The 18,893-nt window shown below is 69.1% G+C and carries 11 protein-coding genes; 7 read left to right on the forward strand and 4 right to left on the reverse strand.

Translation table 11 applies throughout. The features are described 5' to 3' along the window. Positions 1-84: 84 nt before the first annotated feature. From Psi02_RS15370 to Psi02_RS15380, 3 genes are read right to left on the reverse strand one after another with little or no spacing between them, the layout of a single operon-like run. Positions 85-1,755, reverse strand: a complete 1,671-nt coding sequence (locus Psi02_RS15370; protein WP_203974653.1) for an MFS transporter — start codon at positions 1,753-1,755, stop codon at positions 85-87. 40 nt (positions 1,756-1,795) lie between these two features. Then, on the reverse strand, positions 1,796-2,779 hold the full coding sequence (locus Psi02_RS15375) for a phosphotriesterase family protein (protein WP_203974655.1): 984 nt from the start codon (positions 2,777-2,779) through the stop codon (positions 1,796-1,798). Beyond that, positions 2,776-4,287 (reverse strand): long-chain-fatty-acid--CoA ligase, encoded by a 1,512-nt coding sequence (locus tag Psi02_RS15380; protein WP_203974657.1) that lies wholly within the window; start codon positions 4,285-4,287, stop codon positions 2,776-2,778. Before Psi02_RS15380 ends, Psi02_RS15375 begins: the two co-directional genes overlap by 4 nt. A 270-nt stretch (positions 4,288-4,557) precedes the next feature. Here Psi02_RS15380 and Psi02_RS15385 point away from each other — a divergent pair, with 270 nt between their 5' ends. Both Psi02_RS15385 and Psi02_RS15390 read left to right on the forward strand, forming a co-directional pair. Beyond that, the gene (locus Psi02_RS15385; protein WP_203974658.1) at positions 4,558-5,058 is read left to right on the forward strand and encodes a hypothetical protein; all 501 of its coding nucleotides are present in this window, start codon (positions 4,558-4,560) and stop codon (positions 5,056-5,058) included. 255 nt (positions 5,059-5,313) lie between these two features. Next, a complete protein-coding gene (locus Psi02_RS15390; protein ID WP_275415198.1) occupies positions 5,314-6,306 on the forward strand; it encodes an acetylxylan esterase in 993 nt (330 codons plus the stop codon). 113 nt (positions 6,307-6,419) lie between these two features. Here the strand turns inward: Psi02_RS15390 and Psi02_RS15395 are convergent, their stop codons facing one another. After that, positions 6,420-9,680, reverse strand: coding sequence for an amidase family protein (locus Psi02_RS15395; RefSeq protein WP_203974660.1), 3,261 nt, complete (start codon positions 9,678-9,680; stop codon positions 6,420-6,422). A gap of 219 nt (positions 9,681-9,899) precedes the next feature. On the opposite strand from Psi02_RS15395, the gene Psi02_RS15400 reads away from it, so the two are divergent. From Psi02_RS15400 to Psi02_RS15420, 5 genes are all read left to right on the forward strand, one after another. Then, entirely contained in the window at positions 9,900-14,417 is a 4,518-nt protein-coding gene (locus tag Psi02_RS15400; RefSeq protein ID WP_203974662.1) for an nSTAND1 domain-containing NTPase, read from the forward strand. Positions 14,418-14,568: 151 nt separating this feature from the next. Further along, positions 14,569-15,153 (forward strand): TetR/AcrR family transcriptional regulator, encoded by a 585-nt coding sequence (locus tag Psi02_RS15405; protein ID WP_203974664.1) that lies wholly within the window; start codon positions 14,569-14,571, stop codon positions 15,151-15,153. A 124-nt stretch (positions 15,154-15,277) separates the two neighbouring features. Then, a complete protein-coding gene (locus Psi02_RS15410) occupies positions 15,278-16,237 on the forward strand; it encodes an SDR family NAD(P)-dependent oxidoreductase (RefSeq protein WP_203974665.1) in 960 nt (319 codons plus the stop codon). A gap of 174 nt (positions 16,238-16,411) precedes the next feature. After that, complete coding sequence (locus Psi02_RS15415) at positions 16,412-17,203, forward strand: hypothetical protein (protein WP_203974667.1); 792 nt, start codon at positions 16,412-16,414, stop codon at positions 17,201-17,203. Positions 17,204-17,538: 335 nt separating this feature from the next. After that, positions 17,539-18,885, forward strand: coding sequence for a purine-cytosine permease family protein (locus Psi02_RS15420; RefSeq protein WP_203974669.1), 1,347 nt, complete (start codon positions 17,539-17,541; stop codon positions 18,883-18,885). The last annotated feature ends 8 nt before the right edge of the window (positions 18,886-18,893 follow it).

Consider the following 18,893-nt stretch of genomic DNA (forward strand, 5'->3'; position numbering starts at 1 on the left):
CCTCGGTCCCGCTGTCCGGCGCCTTTCATCCGGAGCACTCGTCCGCTCCACCGGCCGGGACGCGCCGGCCGGCGGAAGCGGCGGTCACGTCTGAGATTGGAGTGCGGCCAACTCCCGGGCGACGGCGCGCTCGTGCTCTTCGGCGTCCTCCCGTGCCCGTCGGGGACTCCAGCGCCCGGTCATGACGAAGATGAACGGCAGGAAGACGATCTGTCCGGCGAGGCACACCCACCACCAGGTCTGCCACTGACCCGGCCCTTCCAGCGACGCCTTCTGGACCTCGGCCCCGTGCTCCTGCAGAACCTTGAGCTGCGGCCCCGCCTGCTGGACGACGGCGAGGTCGGCGGCGCCCACCTCCTGGGCCGCCCGGGCCGCGAGGTCCGGCGGAACGGAACCCGCCGGGTGTTCGGCCAGTTCGGCGAAGATCTGCGGATGGGCGTTCACGATGGCCAGCGCGGGGGCCGCCTGTGCCTGAGCGGCCTGCACCTCGGCTCCGTGCTCCACGAGCGGGGTGACGGCGGTCACCACGATCGGCACGAACGCGGCCGAGACGGCCACGACGATGCGCAGGATCCATCCCCAGACGGCGAGGCCGGTCGCGGTCGCGGCGGGATTGTGCCTCTCGACGGTCTCGGTGAAGCTCGCCATCCAGGGGGCGTACGTCAGGCCGCCGAGTATGCCGATCGCGACGAACAGCGCGGCGAACGTGGAGTACTCGGTGTCCGGGTGGGTGGCGAGTGTCGCGAAGATCGCGGTGACGACGGCCGACCCGATGCCGCCGACGAGCATCAACGGCTTGCGGACGCCGAGCCGGTCCGACAACAGGCCCGCCAGGACGAGCGCGACGGCGTTGGCCGCCCAGTACCAGTTGGCGAGCCCGTTGGCGCGCTGCTCGCTGTAGCCGAACGTCGAGGAGAAGTAGATGACGAAGTTGCCGACGGCCGCGTAGTACAGCAGCAGGTAGACGCTGATGGCGAAGGCCGAGCCGACCACGTCCAGCCGGAGCATCTGCCGCCAGTGCCCGGAGGCCTGCTGTTCGGCGTCGATGCCCCGGGCACGCGCTTCGATCAGGGCGCGGTCGCGCATGCTGACCATGACCTGATCGCGCAGCCGCGGTGACAGCTCACGCAGACCGAACAGCGCGATGACGAACACCACCAGGGCGCTGATCCCGGAGTAGCGGAGCTCGTCCTGCCAGGTCGAGGTGTCGAGGGTCGCGCTGGTGATGCTCGTGACCACGAGGCTTCCGATGACCGGGCCCATCGTCCAGTAGCCCATGGCGGTGGCACGGCCGAGCTGCGGGGAGAAGTCGCGGATCAGGGCAGGGGTGGCGACCAGGACGATGCCCTCGATGAAGCTGAGCACGGCGAACAACACCAGGTAGACGGTCTTGTTCGGCGAGCTCGGCAGGACCAGGACCAGGACCCCGGCGACCAGCAGGCCGTACACGACGAGGTTCGCGCGGCCCCAGCGGTCGGCGAGCCCGGCGAGCAGCGACGCGAACGCGCCGATGGCGTTGCCGACGACCGACAGCCAGATGAAGTAGCCGAAAGTCATCTCATAGTGCGTGATGATCGAGGTGGCGACGGCGTACTGGATGTAGAGCAGGTAGTACAGCACGATCGTGGTGACGACCACGATCGCCAGATAGGCGTAGCGGCGGCCCGACTCGGGATAGTGCGCGAGGTCGCGGCGCCACAACCGGCCCGCGAGACCTGGTGTGGCGGCGTCGTCGGCGGATGTGGAAACAGTCACATTGGACTCCCTGGGTTTGTCTCCCCCGAGAACCGGAAACTCAGGATGCTTCGAAGAAACGGCGGGGAACGTCCAGAAGCATCGAGCTGATCTGCTCGTCCACCACACCCTTCTCCCGCAGGTACGGCAGGACCTCCTGGCCGAGGTGCAGGTAGTGCCACTGGGGCAGGAAGGGCATCACGTTCGGGTCGATCCAGTCGATGTAGCAGGCCGCGTCCTGCGACAGCACCATGCGGTCGGCGTAGCCGCGGCGGCACATCTCGACCACGGTGTCGGCGCGCGCCTCGAAGGTGGTGTCCTGGTAGAGGCCGAACCGGTCCATACCCAGGACGAACCCGGCGTCGGCGAGCTCCGCCAGATGGTCGCAGTCGGTGGTGTCGCCGCTGTGCCCGAGAACGATCCGGGACGGTTCGACGCCTTCCTCCTCGCACATCACCTTCTTGACCAGGGCTCCGGCCCGGGATCGCGGGTGGGTGTGGACGGTGATCGGCGCCCCGGTGCGATGGTGGGCGAGGGCGACGGCGCGCATCACCCGCTCGACGCCCGGCGTCAGCCCCTCATGGTCGATCGCGCACTTGAGCATCCCTGCCTTGACGCCCGTGCCGGCTATGCCGTCGGTGAGGTCGGTGACGAACATGTCGACCATCGGGTCCGGGATCTCGGTGCCGAGCACCGCGTTGAGGGCCGGACCACGGTGGAGGAAGAAGAACGGGACGCTGTCGTAGGTGTAGACCCCGGTCGCCACCACGATGTTGAGCTCCGGCACCTGCTCGGCGATCCGCTGGATCCGCGGGATGTACCGGCCGAGCCCGATCACCGTCGGGTCGACGATCGTCTTGACGCCCTGCGCGGCCAGGGCGCGCAACTTGGCGATCGCGTCGGCGATCCGCTCGTCCTCGTCGCCCCATTCGCCGGGATGGTTCAGCTGGACGTCGGCGGTGAGGACGAAGATGTGCTCGTGCATATACGTGCGGCCGAGCTCGGCGGTGTCCACGGGGCCCTGGACGGTGTTGACGAGACTCATGCGCGCAGCTCCTTCTTGAGGATCTTGCCGGTGGGACCGACGGGCAGAGCGTCGAGGAAGCGGATCTCGCGCGGGTACTTGTAGGCCGCCAGATGCTCCCTGCAGAAGGCGATGACCTCCTGCTCGGTGACGACCGCGCCTGGGTGGAGCGTCACACAGGCGACGACCTCCTCACCCAGCCGCACGTCGGGGCGGCCGATGACCGCGGCCCCGGAGATCGCCGGGTGCGTGTAGAGGATCTCTTCGATCTCGCGGGGATAGACGTTGTATCCGCCGCGGATGATGAGGTCCTTCTTGCGGTCCACCACGAACAGGTAGCCGTCCTCGTCGGCGTAGGCGAGATCGCCGGTGTGGAACCAGCCGCCGCGGAACACCTGGGCGGTGTCCTCGGGACGGTTCCAGTAGCCCTTCATGACGTTGTGCCCGCGTACGACGATCTCGCCGACCTGGTCCGGGCCGGGCGGCAGGGGCCGCTCCTCCTCGTCCACGATCATGGTCTGCACACCCCAGATCGGCTTGCCGATCGAGCCGACCTTGCGCTGCTCCGCGCTGATGTTGAACGTGGTGGTGCTGGCCGTCTCCGACAGGCCGTACCCCTCCAGGATGACCACACCGGGGAACTTCTCCTCGAACGCCCGGAGGATCTCGCCGGGGATCGCGGCCCCGCCCGAGACGCCCACCCGCAGCGACGTCAGGTCCCGGCCAGAGGTGTCGGCCTGCAGCATGGCGAAGTACATGGTCGGCACGCCCGAGAAGATCGTGCAGCGGTGCCGTTCGATGGCGTCCACGACGGGCCCGATCTCGAAGCGGGGCACCAGCGCGACCGTCCCGCCGAACCGCACGGCCACGTTGAGCACACTGGACAGCCCGAAGACGTGGAACAGCGGCAGCACCGCCAGGCCGATGTCGTCGTCGCGGAACCCGAACAGCTCTCCGCCGACGGTGCAGTTCATATAGAGCTGGAAGTGGGTGAGTTCGGCGCCCTTGGGCCGTCCGGTGGTGCCGCTGGTGTACAGCAGGACAGCCGTGTCGTCGGCGTCGGTCGTCTCGATCTCACCGGTGTCGGCCGCGACGTACAACTCGGCGTACGGAAGGGTCCCCTCGGGGCGGTCCTCGTCGCCCGGCAGGGTCACCACATAGGTCGGGACGGTCCCGGCGGCCTTGACAGCCTGCTCGGCGATCGATGCGAACGTGATGAGCACCCGCGCGCCCGAGTCCTCCAGGTGGTAGGCGATCTCGGAGGCGTGCAGCAGCGGGTTCAGCGGGACCATGATCAGGCCGGCCTTGAGGATCGCGAAGTAGCTGAACAGGAACTCCGGGAGGTTGGGCAGGTGGACGGCCACCCGGTCGCCGGGCTCCAGCCCGAGGCGGCGCAGACTCGCGGCGACCCGCCCGGACATCTCGTCGACCTGGCCGTAGGTGAAGCTCAGGTCCCCGATGTGGCAGAGCGTCTTGTCGGGGCGGGCCTGCCGCGATTCGCGGAGGATCGTCGCGAGGTTGAAGCTCATGATGCTCCCGCTGTTGTTCGTACCGACCGTCCGGTATGTCGCGCAACGTACTGCTGGCCTCATCCGGTGTCAATGGATCTCACCGGCGCGAGATACGTCGGCCTCCCGCCGCCTCCCTGTTCAGTTGGGTGACGAGCACGCCGCGCGCTCGCACTCCCGTTCGAGCAAATCCAAGCAATCTAACGTTTAGTAACGATATTTTTACGCTGTGCTCATGGCATACATAGATGAGAGCCTGCGCCGTGGTCACACGACGACAGCGTCTATGCGTTGGCAGCGGTCATCGTGGATACCGCCGACCAGGAGAGCGTGCGTGCCGCCATCGAATCCCTCCGCGTGGGGAAGAGCCCTCGCCTTCATTGGCGCGAAGAGCCGACCCTGCGGCACCCCATCATTGCCAGAGCGATCAGTGGTATGCCCCTGGAGAGCCTTGTCACCGTCCACATCTTCAGCAGAGGCCTTCCATACGAGCGGGCGCGGCGGCTCTGCCTCGAACGGCTCCTGCATGAACTTGATCAAGCCAGAATCCGATCCGCCATCATCGAGAGCCGGTCGGCCAGATTGGATCATCTTGATCTCTTGCTCGTCCTGGGGATTCGCAAGGCTCGAATTCTCTCGGACGGCATCAGGGTCGACTGGCGACTCCCAGGGGAAGAACCGCTGCTCTGGGCCGCCGATGTGGTGGCAGGGGCCACAACCTGGTGGCTCGACGGCCAGCCCGCCGGTTTCGACATTCTGGCCCACCGCATACGCCTGGTATGCCTGGACTGAGCCAAAACAACGCGAAGGCCGGGCACCCGATTCCATCGGTAGTCCCGGCCTCACTTCCAACACCCACCGGGGGTGCGGCACTACTCAGTGTGCATCACGAACAGTGATCGGGCAAGCTCGTTGAGCCATCTAAGAGCGTGACACCGGTCCATCCGGAGATGTCGAGACGCCACCAGGCACAAGCAGGCCGCATCTACGCATCCCGGATGGCGCTGCTATCGGCCGATGAGGTGAAATATCGAGACACTCTGACGCTTGGAGATCACTGTGCCGTTGTTCGACCTCCCTCTTGAAGAACTCCGTGACTACCTCCCCGCGCGTGACGAACCCGCCGACTTCGACGCCTTCTGGTCCAGGACCCTCGCCGAGGCCGCCGAGCACGACCTGTCCCCCACGTTCACGCCCTACGACATCCCCCTCACCGCCGTCGACGTCTACGACACCGACTTCGCCGGCTGGGGCGGCGACCGGGTGAAGGCCTGGTTCCTGGTTCCGCGCGGCGCGCAGGGTCCGCTGCCGTGCGTGGTGAAGTACATCGGCTACAGCGGGGGGCGGGGCTTCGCCCACGATCACCTGACCTGGCCCTCGGCCGGTTACGCCACGCTCGTGGTCGACACCCGCGGCCAGGGCGCGGCTCATGTGCAGAACCCGGGCAGCACCGCCGACCCGCACGGGGGCGGCGCCCCGCACGTGCCGGGCATGATGACCAGGGGCGTCCTCGACCCCGACACCTACTACTACCGGCGGGTCTTCACCGACGCGACGCGCGCCGTCGACGTGGCTGCGGGGCATCCCACGGTCGACGCCGAGGCGATCGTGGTGGCGGGTGCCAGCCAGGGCGGGGGCATCGCCCAGGCGGTCGCCGCGCTACGACCCGACGTGCGGGCCGCACTGATCGACGTGCCGTTCCTCACCCACTTCCGCAGGGCCGTGGAGATCACGGACCGCGACCCCTATCAGGAACTCGTCCGCTTCCTCGCCTCCCAGCGCGGCACGCCCGAGCAGGTCTTCCGCACGCTTTCGTACTTCGACGGCCTCAACTTCGCCGCCCGGGGTCAGGTCCCCGCGCTGTACTCGGTGGCGCTGATGGACGACATCTGCCCGCCGTCCACGGTGTTCGGCGGCTACAACCACTGGCAGGGGCCCAAGGAGATCACCGTCTGGCCGTGGAACAACCACGAGGGCGGCGGCCCCTTCCAGGTGGAGGAGCAGTTGCGCCACCTGCACAAGCTCCTGGCCGTCGGCTGAATCCCTGGAGTGCGGCCCGGCGTTCTGGCGAAGTAACCCGCGCGGGATCGTCGGCCACCACAACGCGAAGGGCCCGCGCCGGTCGACGGCGCGGGCCCTCCTCGGGGTGACGGTCAGTGGTGGGGACGGGACTCGAGGAGACGGTCACCGGGGTTGCACAGCTCCCCGGTGAAGAACGTGCTGCCGGGCACGCACCGCCACATGCTCGGGTTGGTGTAGCTGGGCGCGAGGCGGACGTTCGTCGCCTGCTCCAGGGCGTAGCCGTCGGCGAGGAGGGTCGCCTCGCTGAAGGCCGTGCCGACGAGGGTGACGCCGATCGGGTTGTGGCCCGCGGAGCTGGCGGTTGCACCGTACCCGGCGGGGATCGTCAGCGCCGGATAACCCGCGCGGTCGGCGTATCCGACGAGGGCGCTGCCGCTCGGCGCCATGACGGCGTCGAAGTCGTCCGACGTGTCGCCGGGCGTTCCGTTGGTGAGGATGCCGTCGATCAGCGCCCGGGTGGACGTCTTGCCCGCCTCCAGGTCGGCCTTGTACGCCGCGCTGGTGGCGGGGTCGGACAGGTCGACGGCCTGGGCGGCGAGCAGCTGCCCCTGCTGGTACTTCAGTCCCTCCACGGGGTGGGCGTCGTTGTAGCCGATGACGGCCTGCAGCGACCGGGCTCCGGGGCCCCGCCGGATGCCGGACAGGTAGGAGTTCAGGTCGCGCTTGAACTCGCTCGGCACGACACTCGCCGGGTCGGGGCTCGGCGTGCCGATCGTCACCTGGGTGGTCGTGGCGCCGAGCGCCTGCAGAGCCGTCACCGTCGCGGGGTACGGCGCGGCGGTGCTCGCCACGACGGCGATCTTCTTGCCCTGGAGGGCGGTCGCGGACAGACCCGCGGTGTAGTTCTTGACGGGCGCGCCCGCCGTCGCCGGGTCGGCCCGGTCGGGCCCGGCGATCGCCGTGAGCGCGGTCGCCGCGTCGTACACCGTGCGGGTGATCGGCCCCGGCGCGTCCTGCGACCGGGCGACCGGCAGGACGCCGGTGCGGCTGACCAGGCCGACCGTCGGCTTCAGGCCGACGACGCCTGCCGCGTCGGCGGGGGCCACCAGCTGGGCCGAGTCGGTGGACGTCTCCATTCCGACGGTGAACGCCGCCAGCCCGGAGGCGGTCGCCGCCGCCGAACCGCCGGATGAACCGGCCGGGGTCTTGTCGGTGTCGGACGGCAGGAGCACCTGACCGGCGAGCGAGGAGTACCCCTTCGGCATGTTCGCGTCGAAGACGCCGTTCAGCTCGGACACGTTCGTCTTGCCGAGGATGATCGCCCCGGCGGCCTTGAGTTTGGCCACGACCGTCGAGTCGCGGCCGGGCTCGAGGTCCTGCAGGGCGATCGAGCCGCCTGTGGTCGCCAGCGAGTCCACGTCGAACCCGTCGTTGAGCAGCACGGGCAGGCCGTACAGGGGCCCGCGCGGCGGCTTGTGGCCCTTCTTGTCCTTCTTGTCCTTTTCTCGCTCCCGGTCGAGGGCACGGGCCTCGTCGACGGCGTCGGTGTTGATCGTGCGGACCGCCTGGGTGGCCGGACCCTCGGCGTTCGTCAGCGCGATCCGGTAGAGATACGCCTTGACGAGTTCCTCCGAGGTCAGCGTGCCGGCGGCGAGCCGGGCACTGAGGCTCTGCGCCGACTCCGTCTCCAGCGAGAACGGCAACGGCCGGGGCGCGTGGCCGAGCATGCGCATGATCGTGTCGTAGTCGGGGTTGCAGTGCCCCCGCTCCGCGAAGGGCTCCGCCGGGACCGTCTTCGCGCAGCGGTACATGCTCGGGTTGACCGAACCTGCCGTCTGACGCAGGCGGGTGGCCTGCTCGACGACGTATCCGACGCCGATCAGGTTGTACTCGTCGTAGGCGTTGCCGTGGACCTGCACGTTGACCGCGCGGCGGGTCGTGGCGGCGTACCCCATGGGGATCGTCATCGAGGGGTAGCCGGCCTGAGGCCCGTTCGGAACGCTGCCGAGGATCGCGATCACGGGGTCGGCGGGCTTGGCCGGGTCGGAGTCGGTGTAGGTCATCATGTCGTCGATGGCCTTGTGCCAGGCGGCCTTGCGGATGGGCAGGTTCGCCCGATACGCGATCTCGTTGGCACCACCGGGGGTGATGTCGGCGGCCGCCGCACTGAGGTGGCTGTTGTTGCCGAATTTCAGGGCCTGCTGGGCGTTGGCCTGGTTGTCGGCCACCTCCTGGACCAGCGACGTGATCGGCGCCTTAGGGCCGAGCCGGTTGTAGTACTCATCGATCGTCTTGTGCTGCTCGTACCCGCTGGGCAGGCTCGGGAGCGTGCCGACGGACACCGTCGGCCGCGGCACCATGATCGCGCCCGCGGCGGTCAGCGCGTCGTACGCGATCTTGAGCGGGCTGCCGTCGGTGAGCGTGCCGTTGTAGCCGATCTTCTTGCCCTCGACGAAGTCGAGGCTGAGGGCCTTCATGTAGTCCGGCAGCTTCGCGGGCGGAGCCGGGATGACGCCGGTGGCGAGGTAGTCGGGTCCGAAGATCGCACGGTACTCCGCGTCGCCGTCCGGATCGGGTCCGGCGATCGAGGCGAGCGTCATCGCCGCGTCCGACACACTGCGGACCATCGGTCCCGCCGTGTCCTGCGACGCGCTGATCGGCGCGATGCCGTACCCCGGGACGAGCCCGACGGTCGGCCGCAGCCCGACGAGACTCTGCGTGCTCGACGGGCTGATGATCGAGCCCGACGTCTCCGTGCCGATCCCCAGTGTCGCCATCGCCGCGGCCATGGCCGCGCCGGTGCCCGACGACGAGCCACTGGGGTTCTGGTCGGCGTCGATTCCGTTGATCACCTGGCCGGTGAGGTTGCTGAATCCGGACGGCTGGCTGCCGAAGCTGTTGGCGAACTCCGAGAGCCCGACCTTGCCGAGGATCACGACCCCGCGCTGGCGCAGCTTCTTGGTGATGCCCGCGTCCGTCGCCGGATACGAGTCACGCAACGAGTAGTTGCCGGCCGAGGTGTACATGCCCTTCACGTCGACGAGATCCTTCAGAAGGATCGGCAACCCGTGCGCGGGGCCGAGGACCTGCCCCTTCGACCGCTGCCGGTCGGCCAGCGCCGCTTCCTTCAGCGCGTCCTCGTTGAGCTGCGTCACGGCGTTGAGGCCCGGTCCGCGCTTGTTCAGCGCCTCGATTCGGTCGATGTACGCCTGGGTGAGCTCGACGGAGGTGAGCCGCCCCTTCGCCATCATGTCCTCGGCCTGGGCGCCGGTGAGCGTTTCCAGGTCGAGTACGGGAGGCCGGCGGGTGTGGGCCGAGGCGGTCGTCGGTACGAGCGGGATGGCGAGAGAGAGGGTGAGGAGTGTTGCCAGAGTGAAGCGGAGTTTGCGCACCACATGCTCCTTGAGGGGTGATGCTCGCGACCGTATAGACGATCAGTTACGGCCAGATGTCCGGGATGTTCCCGTCCGGATAGCGAAGATCATGGGTCCGAATCCCAGACACGGCTGAGCGGGTGCGCGCGATCGTCCGGATTCTGGTTGATGTCCATGGCCGTGTGCGGCGATATTTGCGGGGTGAGCGGTGAACCGCAGACTGCCCAGTCGGGGGTGATGCGTGCCGGGGCAGGCCAGCTGACCCGGACGGTGTGGACGAGCGCGCGCCGATGGACTCCGCCGCTGTTGCTCGCGGTGCTCTCGGCCGGAGCGCTCGCACCGCTACTGACCTCGGGCGCGGGTCTTGCGACGGCGGGGGTCGGCGCCGTCGCCGCAGTCGGCGGGAACGTGCTGACCGATGTGGTCAAGGCGGGTGTCGCGCGCCTGATGGGGACTGGAGGGAAGCCGTCGGCTCAGGACGTCCAGGCTGAGTTGGTGCGGCGGATCCAGGAGACGCTGGAGGCCGGCGGGGAGCACGCGAAGCAGTTGCGTGGGGACATCGCGCGGCTCATGCGGGAGCACGAGCTGGTCGGCGCGGCGATCGAGGCAGCCGTGCAGACCGGTGACCGGGATCTGCAGGCGGCGCTGGCCGCGGGTCTGGCCGGGCTGAGCGAAGACTTCGCCGAGTTCGCCTTCGTCCTTTCCGATGTCGGGGCGAACCTGCGGTCGATCCGGGAAGGCGTCGACCACAACCGCGCCGAGCTGCAACTGGCGGTGGGGTTGCAGTACCGGCAGGCGACGGATACCCGGCTGCTCCTGGACCAGGTGTCGCTGATCGAGCGGCGGACCCGCCCCGGTGGCTCTCCGGGCGGCGACGTGCCGCGGTGGGAGGCCCGGAGCCCCTACCAGGGGCTGGCTCCTTATTACGAGTCGGATGCCGAGGTGTTCGCCGGGCGTGAGGTCGCCACGGCCGAGCTGGTCAGCACGCTGTCACAACGGCTCACCAGCCCGGGACCGCTGATGGTGACCGGCGCCTCCGGGGCCGGGAAGTCCTCTCTGCTGCGCGCCGGGCTGGTCCCGGCCATCGCTCGGGGCGACCTGTCCGAAGCCGCCCGGCAGTGGCCGCGGCATGTCATCGACCTGCCTCCCCGCTCCCCCCTGTCTCGTCTGGCGATGGTGCTGGCGGGCATGGCCGGACTGGATGCCCCCTCCGTCCTCGGTGCCCTCGCCAGAGAGCCCCGGCATGCCCCGTTGCTGGTCCGGCAGGCCCTGGACGAAGACGCCCGGCTCCGCGCCCTCTCCGTGAATGTGGCGAGCAGATCCAGGCTGGTCCTGGTGGTCGACCAGTTCGAGGAGATCTTCGCCGTCGACGACGAGGACGCCGCCGCCGAACGCGTCGCCTTCATCACGGCGCTGGACGCCATGGCGACGATTCCGGCCGGACCGGACGGCGCCCCTGCGGCACTGGTGCTGATCGCGGTGCGCGGAGACTACATCGACCGCTGCGCCCGACACCCGCAACTGGCCACGGCGTTACGGGACGGCCCATTCGTGCTCGGGCCGATGTCCGAGACCGAACTGCGGATCGCGATCGCCCGGCCCGCCGCCTCCGCGGCCCTGGAGATCGAGCCCGGCCTGGTGGACACCCTCCTCGGGGAACTCCGATCACCGGCCGGAGGGTACGACCCGGGCGCCCTCCCGCTGCTCTCCCAGGCGATGCTGACCGTCTGGGAGCACCGTGAGGACGACCGTCTCACCAGCCGCGGGTACGCCCTGACCGGCGGCGTCACCCGCGCGGTCGCCACAAGCGCGGAGACCGCCTACGGCAGCCTCGGCCCCCGCGGGCAGGAACTGACCCGTCAGCTGTTCCAGCAGTTGACGATGGTCTCGCACGACGGCCAACTCGCTCGCCGTACGGTCGCCCGGACCGACGTGGACGCCGCCTGTCCCGAGGAGGACCGCGCCTGCCTGGAAGAGGTGCTGGAGCTCTTCGCCCGGCGGCGGCTCATCGTCGTCGACACCGCCTCCGTGCAGATCGCCCATGACACACTGCTGCGGAACTGGCCGCGGTTGCGCGACTGGCTGGACACGGACCTCACCGGGCACGCCCTGCGCAGCCAGCTCGTCGACGACGCCGACGAATGGGACCGGAACGGGCGGGCCGCTTCGTATCTGTACCGCGGAGAACGCCTGGCCGCGATCCTGCACGCCGAAGGACGCCGGCAGGCCGACCCGCTCTCCCGGCCTCCTCCCACCGGCATCCCCAAGGCGTTCCTCGACGCCGGCGTGCGTGCGGACAACCGCGGCAGACGTCAGCGTCGACTCGCCCTCACCACGCTTTCCACACTGCTCGCCGCAGCCGTCGTCCTCGCGGGCGTCGCCTTCGTCCAGGGGAGAACCGCTCGGGAGCAGCGTCAGGCGGCACAGGAGCAGCAGCGCGTCGCCACCGCCCGGCTCCTCATCTCCAAAGCCGAGGCGGCCCGCGACACCGACCCCCGACTCGCACTGCAACTCGGCATCTCCGCTGAAAGAGTTCACTCCGATCCCCAGACGCGGGCCAGCCTGGTGGGCACCCTCACCACCACCCAGTACGCGGGAACCCTCACCGGATACGAAGACACCGTCGAGTCGGTGAAGTTCTCCCCCAACGGCCGCATCCTGGCCACCACCAGCCGCATCACGACGACGAAACCGGTCACGACCTGCGGCGGCGACGGAACCGGCTGTGCCGTCGCCGGGCCGGCCTGCCGCGCCGGAGAGACTGCGTGCCCGGCCCCCACTCCCGAGCCCACGACGTCCACCAGCCTGGACGGCGCGATCATCCTGTGGGACATGTCCGCACCGGGCCGGCCAAGCCGGCTCGGCGCGCCCCTGATCATCGACAACACCTTCACCGCTTTGATCGCCTTCTCGCCCGACGGCCGTCTCCTGGCCACGAATGACGACGGCGGCAGGACCGCGACCCTGTGGGACATCTCCGATCCGGCGAAGCCGCTCCGGCGCGGCTCTTCGGCGGACGACACCTCCAGTGACATCCGATCCATGGCCTTCTCCCCGGACGGACGCACGTTGGCGACAGGCCGCGAGAACCACCAGGTCGACCTGTGGGACATGTCCGATCCATCGCGGATCACCCGGCGGGGCGCGGCGTTGACCGGGCAGACCAAGACGGTGGACTCGGTGGCGTTCTCGCCGGACGGCCGGACCCTCGCGGCCGGCAGCGACGATTCGGTGACGTTCTGGGGCGTCGCCGACCCGTCACGGCCCACCAAGCTGGGCTCGCCCCTCACCGCTCGTTCGCCAGTGGCGTTCTCACCCGACGGCCGCCTTCTGTCGACGCACCTCAAGGACCCCGAGTCGAAGAACCAGAACGCGTTCGTCCTCTGGGATCTGACCCGGGCCACGCCCACCCGGATCGGGACACCCATGAGCGGCAACAACAGTTCGATGGCGTTCTCCCCCGACTCGAAAACGGCGGTCACCGCCGGTGCGGAGGGCACCGCGGCTCTCTGGAACGTCAGCGACCCCGCCCGGCCCGTCCGATCACAATTCCCGCTCACCGGCCACACCGACTCCATCCAGGCGGTCACCGTCTCACCCGATGGGCGGACTCTGATCACCGGCGGTCAGGACCGGACCGCAATCCTGTGGAACCTCGTCGATGTCGGACGGCCCGCCCGACGCGGATCGACCCTGACCGGAGCGGACTCACTGGCATTCCGCCAGGACAGCCGCGCCCTAGCCTCCGGCAGCGCGAACGGCACCGTCTCCCTGCGGGACCTGACCGATCCGGCCCGGCCGGTCACCTTCGACGCCACCCTGCCGGGAACGGCCACCAAACTGTCGCCCGACGGACGTTCCCTCGCCGTTCTCGGGGCTGACGGCGCCGTCACCGTGTGGGACATCTCCAGCCCTGGCCATCCCGTCAAACGTGGACCGCCGCTGCCGGGCAGCGGAACTCCGGCCATGTTCTCCCCTGACGGCCGGATGCTGATCACCGGCGACGAGAAGGCATCGATGCTCTGGGATCTGACCGATCCCGCACGGCCAGTCCAGCGCGAGAAGGACCTGCCTGCCGTCATCGTGCTGGTGGCGGCTTTCCGGCCGGACAGCCGAAGCTTGGCCATCAGCAATATCTACGACTTCGACGGCAAAGTGACCCTGTGGGACGTCTCCGATCCGGCCAGACCCGCCGCACAGCCCGTGCCGATCCTGGCCGGCGATGCGTCGAACGTGACGTCGGTGTCGTTCTCTCCCGACGGCCGCATCCTGGTCACCGGGCGCGCGGACGGCACGATGATCCTCTGGGACGTCTCCCATCAGGGGCAATACGTCAGGATCGGGCAACCTCTGATCGGGCCGAGCGATCCCAACGGGAACATCGCGTCGCTGAGCAGCAGGGTGTCGGTCGTGGCCCTGGCGTTCTCCGCCGATGGACGGACCCTGGCCACGACCAACGTCGCGGGCTCGCTCACTCTCTGGGACCTCACCGACGTCTCCGCCCCGCACAAGCTGAGCCCGCCGATCCTCCTTCCCGACAGGTACGCGTTCGACCTGAAGTTCGCGCCCGACGGGAAGACCCTGGCCACCATCACCCTCGAAAGCAAGGTGGCCCTGTGGGATCTGTCCGGCATCAACGATCTCCTGGCCAACGCGGTGCAACGAGCCTGCTCCATCACCGGCCGGGGCCTCGACCGGACGGAATGGGCCCGCTACATCCCAGGCCTCCCGTACGAGGAGACGTGCGGGAAGTAGGCGTTCGAAGCCGCGATCCGCACGGGTCGAGGGCACGGGCACCGCCCGACATCGAGGAGGCCCGGCGCTGCCCTGCACCGTTCGTCGCCGGTGCCGGCGTCCACCGCTGACGAATTAGACAAAATTCGGCTAGTTGTCTAATGTGTCAGGAGTGAGCAGTTCGGAGATGGAGAACGACGACCCCAAGCGCGGCGCCGTCCTCACGGCCGCCCTCGGCCTGTTCGGGCGGTACGGGTTCCAGAAGACGTCGATGGAGGAGGTCGCCAAGGGGGCGGGCATCTCCCGGCCTGGCCTGTACCTGCTGTTCCCGAACAAGGAACAGCTGTATCGCGCCACGATGCAGGGCGTCATGGAACGGGCGCAGCAGGCCATGGAGGCGTGCTTTGCCGACGAGTCGCTGAGCTTCGAGGAGCGGATCGTCACGGCGCTGGACGCGCTGATGGGCCAGTACGTCGAGACCCAGGTGGCCAGGGATCTCAGCGAACTGCTGGAGAACAGCGAGCCGCAGCTGGGCTCGATGTTCCATGACTACCAGGAGAAGGCCAGGGCGACCATCAGCGCACAGGTCGGCTCGCTCGCCCCGCCGGGCGTCCTCACCGGGGAACTGGGTGCGGACGACGTCATGGACGTCCTCTTCTCCGCCGCCCTGACCTGGAAGCAGACGGCGGCCACCCGCGCCGAGTTCCGCGACAGGACCAGGCGCGCCGTCCGACTGATCTGCCGCGCCGCGGACTGATCCCCGCGCTGCGAACCGACCTCACGCCCCAGACCAACCCGCGCCGCGAACCGACCCCGCACCGCAGACCGACCTCACGCCTCCGCGGCGTTTTCACCGACACATCGACCCATGGAGTACAGCCATGCCCGCAATCACGACCCCCTTCAACGCGGAGTCGACCGCCGCCGAGGTGATCGCCGGTGTCGACCTGACCGGCAAGCGCGCCGTCGTCACCGGCGGCACGTCCGGGATCGGCCTGGAGACCGCCCGGGCGCTGGCCTCCGCCGGCGCCCAGGTGACCCTGCCCGTCCGCGACACCGGCGCCGGCGCGCGCGCAGCCGCCGACATCCGTTCCACGACGGGCCGGGACGACGTTCGCATCGTCCCCCTTGACCTGATGGAACGCTCCACCATCGACGCCTTCGCCGCCGGCTGGACGGGGCCTCTTCACATCCTGGTCAACAACGCCGGCGTGATGGCCCTCCCCGAGCGCACCACGACCCCGGAAGGCTGGGAGACGCAGTTCGCCACCAACCACCTGGGCCATGCCGCCCTGGCCCTGGGCCTGCACGACGCCCTCACCTCCGCGCAGGACGCCCGGGTCGTCGTCGTCAGCTCCTCCGCCCATCTGATCTCCCCCGTCGTCTTCGACGACATCCACTTCGCGTCCCGGCCCTACGAGGCCTGGTCCGCCTACGGCCAGTCGAAGACCGCGACCCTCCTGTTCGCCGTCGCCCTGGCCAAGAGGTGGGCCGCCGACGGCATCACCGCCAACGCGCTCCACCCCGGCGGCGTCGTGACCAACCTCCAGCGCCACCTCGACGACGCGCAACTGCGTTACGTGGGCGCGATGGACGAGCAGGGCCGCCGCATCGACCACCCCCAAGGATGGAAGACCCCTCAACAGGGCGCGGCGACCCCCGTCCTCCTGGCCGCCTCCCCCCACGTCCAAGGGGTGACCGGACGCTACTTCGAGGATTGCAACGAGGCCGCCGTAATCACCGAGCCGGGTGACGGCATGCGAGGAGTGGCCCCCTACGCGCTCGACGGATGTGCCGCCGACCGTCTCTGGGAGGAGACGGTCCGGCTCCTTCGGCGCTGACAACGCCGGAGCCCACCAACTCGGCGACGCGTACGGTCCCGGCCCTCGGCGTGGCCGCGACTGTCTACACCGTTCTGGGCGGGCGTGAGGCCGGTGGACATGGAGATCAGAAACAGCGTCCATCCGTGATCAATTCAGCCCACTTCGATCGTCCGCCGTGGCTAGCCTCGGCACATGGATGGAGAAGGGACCAGCGAGCCTGATTTGCAGACGCTGGCCGCACAGGCTGTCGCGGACCGAGACTACGAGCAGGCCCGCCGTCATCTCGCCCGTCTCAGGACGAGCAATCCCGCGGGGCTGGTGAGTGTGGCGCCGAACATCTATGACATGCAGGGCACGCCCCGCCCTCACGGCAACAGCTGGGAGCCAGGCTGGCACCACATCAGCCCTTCCTTCCTCGTCGTCACCCCCGACCCTGAACGCGCCGCCGCAGCCATGCACAGGGCAGGGCTCCGCTTCGGTCTCGTCACCGAAGACGGCCGTGAACTGAGGGACTGGGAGTGTGACGTCTCCGACGCCTACACGCCCAACTACATCTCCCCCATTCACCTCACCGAAGCCGGCCCCGCCTTCTATGCCGACACCAAGGGCGAATTATCGACCCCGATGGCCGAGGCCATGCTCCATGTCCTGGTGGACGAGCTCATCGCGGAGGAGGTTCCCTCCCATGTGACGAGCCCGCCCAGCCGAGACTTCGACCACGAAGTCTGGACCCCGCCTTCCGCGGAACCCGAGAAGGCCGGGGGCGCCAGGGCCTGGTTCGTCGCCCGGCCGGTGATCCGCCCCGTCGGCGACGGGCGCCATTACCGTGACCACGAGTACCGCCGTGCCGACGGCATCTGGACGCGTGATCTATCCGTGGCGGAGCAATTCACCACCCCTCCCAACGAGCTGGTCGAGGCCCTCAGGAATCTCCCCACGCCGGGGCTCCACCACGCGATGGGCCTGTTGCTCGAGCTTCCCTAGAAGCCTGAACGGCGGGGGCTCACCTCCTGAAAGGTGTAACTCACGCGCACCAGGTCCGTGATGTGGTCGATCCATCACGCGTACGGTCCCGGCCCGCGGGCTGACGCGTACGGTCCCAGGCGCGCATGCCGGGGCGAGACCTCCGTGCTGTAGAAATGAAGCTCGGCGAACCGAGGTTCGGCATGGCGCCAGAACCCCACGCCATCTGTGCACGGTGCACACGATCCGGCTCCGGGCTGTGCCGATCGCATCGTGACGAGGACTGGGCCCGTTCCTACGCTCAGGGCACCACCCGTGGCCCGGCCTGGCGCTCTTCGCCCCCCTCGGAGGCAATGATGGCTTCTTCTCTCGGCACCGACGACTACGCGATATCCCGAGTCCCCGCCCGCGCCCGATACTCCTGGGTGTCGGTCGCGGTCCAGCGGTTCGGTCAGATCTCCGCCCTCAGTCAGTTCCTCCTCGGCGCGACCCTCGGATTCGGGATGAGCTTCTGGAGCGCCTTCTGGGCGATCACCCTCGGCGCGGTCATCCTCGAACTGGTGGCCATCGCCTTGGGCGTCATCGGCATGCGGGAGGGGCTGACGACCTCCATGCTCGCCCGGTGGTGCGGTTTCGGCCAAGCCGGGTCCGCGCTGATCGGCCTGGCCATCGGGATCAGCCTGGTCGGCTGGTTCGGCATCCAGTCCGGGGTGTCGGCCGAGGGCCTGCACGCACTGCTTCCGGGGCTGCCCGTGTGGGCGTGGTCCCTGTTGTTCGGGCTCGCGGTGACGGCCATCGTCGTCAAGGGCTTCCATTCGATGGCGTGGACCGCCTACCTCACCGTGCCCGCGTTCGTCCTGCTGGTCGCCTGGTCGGTCGGGAGCGAACTTTCCCAGCGCTCGCTCTCCGAACTGGCCGCCGCCGCCCCCGCCGGCCCCTCGTTGTCCCTGCTGCAGGGCACCACGCTGGTCGCCGGCGGGTTCATCGTGGGCGCGGTGATCACTCCGGACATGACCCGGTTCAACCGGTCGGTCGGCGACGTGGTCAAGCAGACACTGCTCGGGATCACCCTCGGCGAGTACGTGATCGGCCTGATCGGCGTCCTGCTGGCGCACGCGATCAAGTCGGCGGACATCATCACGATCATCACGTCCACCGTCGGCTGGGTCGGCGTGCTGGTCATCGTCGTCGGAACACTGAAGATCAACGACTGGAACCTGTACTCCTCCGGGCTCGGCCTGGTGAACTTCGTCGGCACGGTCTTCGGCCGGCAGGTCAACCGCGCGGTCGTGACCCTGCTCATCGGCCTGGTCGGCAGCGTGCTGGCCGCGGCGGGCATCCTCAACAACTTCACCGACTTCCTCACGGTGCTGGGCGTGGCGTTCCCCCCGATCGCCGGAATCATGATCGCCGAGTACTTCGTGGTGCGGACCTGGCGGCGCGACCTCGACAGCGGCAAGGCGGCGGACGGGGTCCCGCCCGAGGCGCCCCGCTGGGTGCCCGTGACCCTCGTGATCTGGCTCGTCGCGGGCCTGGTCGGGAAGTTCGTGACCTGGGGCCTGCCCAGCATCAACTCACTGGTCGTCGCGTTCGTGCTGTACGCCGTCGTGGGCCGGCTCGGCCTGATTCGGGGATACGGCATCGCGCGCACCGAGACGGCGGACGGCCGGACGGCCGCCGCGTCCGCCCCCTCGGCCGCCTGAAAGGACCT

It is taken from the genome of Planotetraspora silvatica, assembly GCF_016863315.1.
GTDB classification, from domain to species: Bacteria; Actinomycetota; Actinomycetes; order Streptosporangiales; family Streptosporangiaceae; genus Planotetraspora; species Planotetraspora silvatica.

Excerpts from the sequence above, each read along its gene's own strand:
- Psi02_RS15375 (WP_203974655.1), bottom strand. The coding sequence starts at position 2,779 with ATGAGTCTCGTCAACACCGTCCAGGGCCCCGTGGACACCGCCGAGCTC.
- Psi02_RS15380 (WP_203974657.1), bottom strand. The coding sequence starts at position 4,287 with ATGAGCTTCAACCTCGCGACGATCCTCCGCGAATCGCGGCAGGCCCGC.
- Psi02_RS15400 (WP_203974662.1), top strand. The coding sequence starts at position 9,900 with ATGCGTGCCGGGGCAGGCCAGCTGACCCGGACGGTGTGGACGAGCGCG.
- Psi02_RS15410 (WP_203974665.1), top strand. The coding sequence starts at position 15,278 with ATGCCCGCAATCACGACCCCCTTCAACGCGGAGTCGACCGCCGCCGAG.
- Psi02_RS15415 (WP_203974667.1), top strand. The coding sequence starts at position 16,412 with ATGGATGGAGAAGGGACCAGCGAGCCTGATTTGCAGACGCTGGCCGCA.
- Psi02_RS15420 (WP_203974669.1), top strand. The coding sequence starts at position 17,539 with ATGGCTTCTTCTCTCGGCACCGACGACTACGCGATATCCCGAGTCCCC.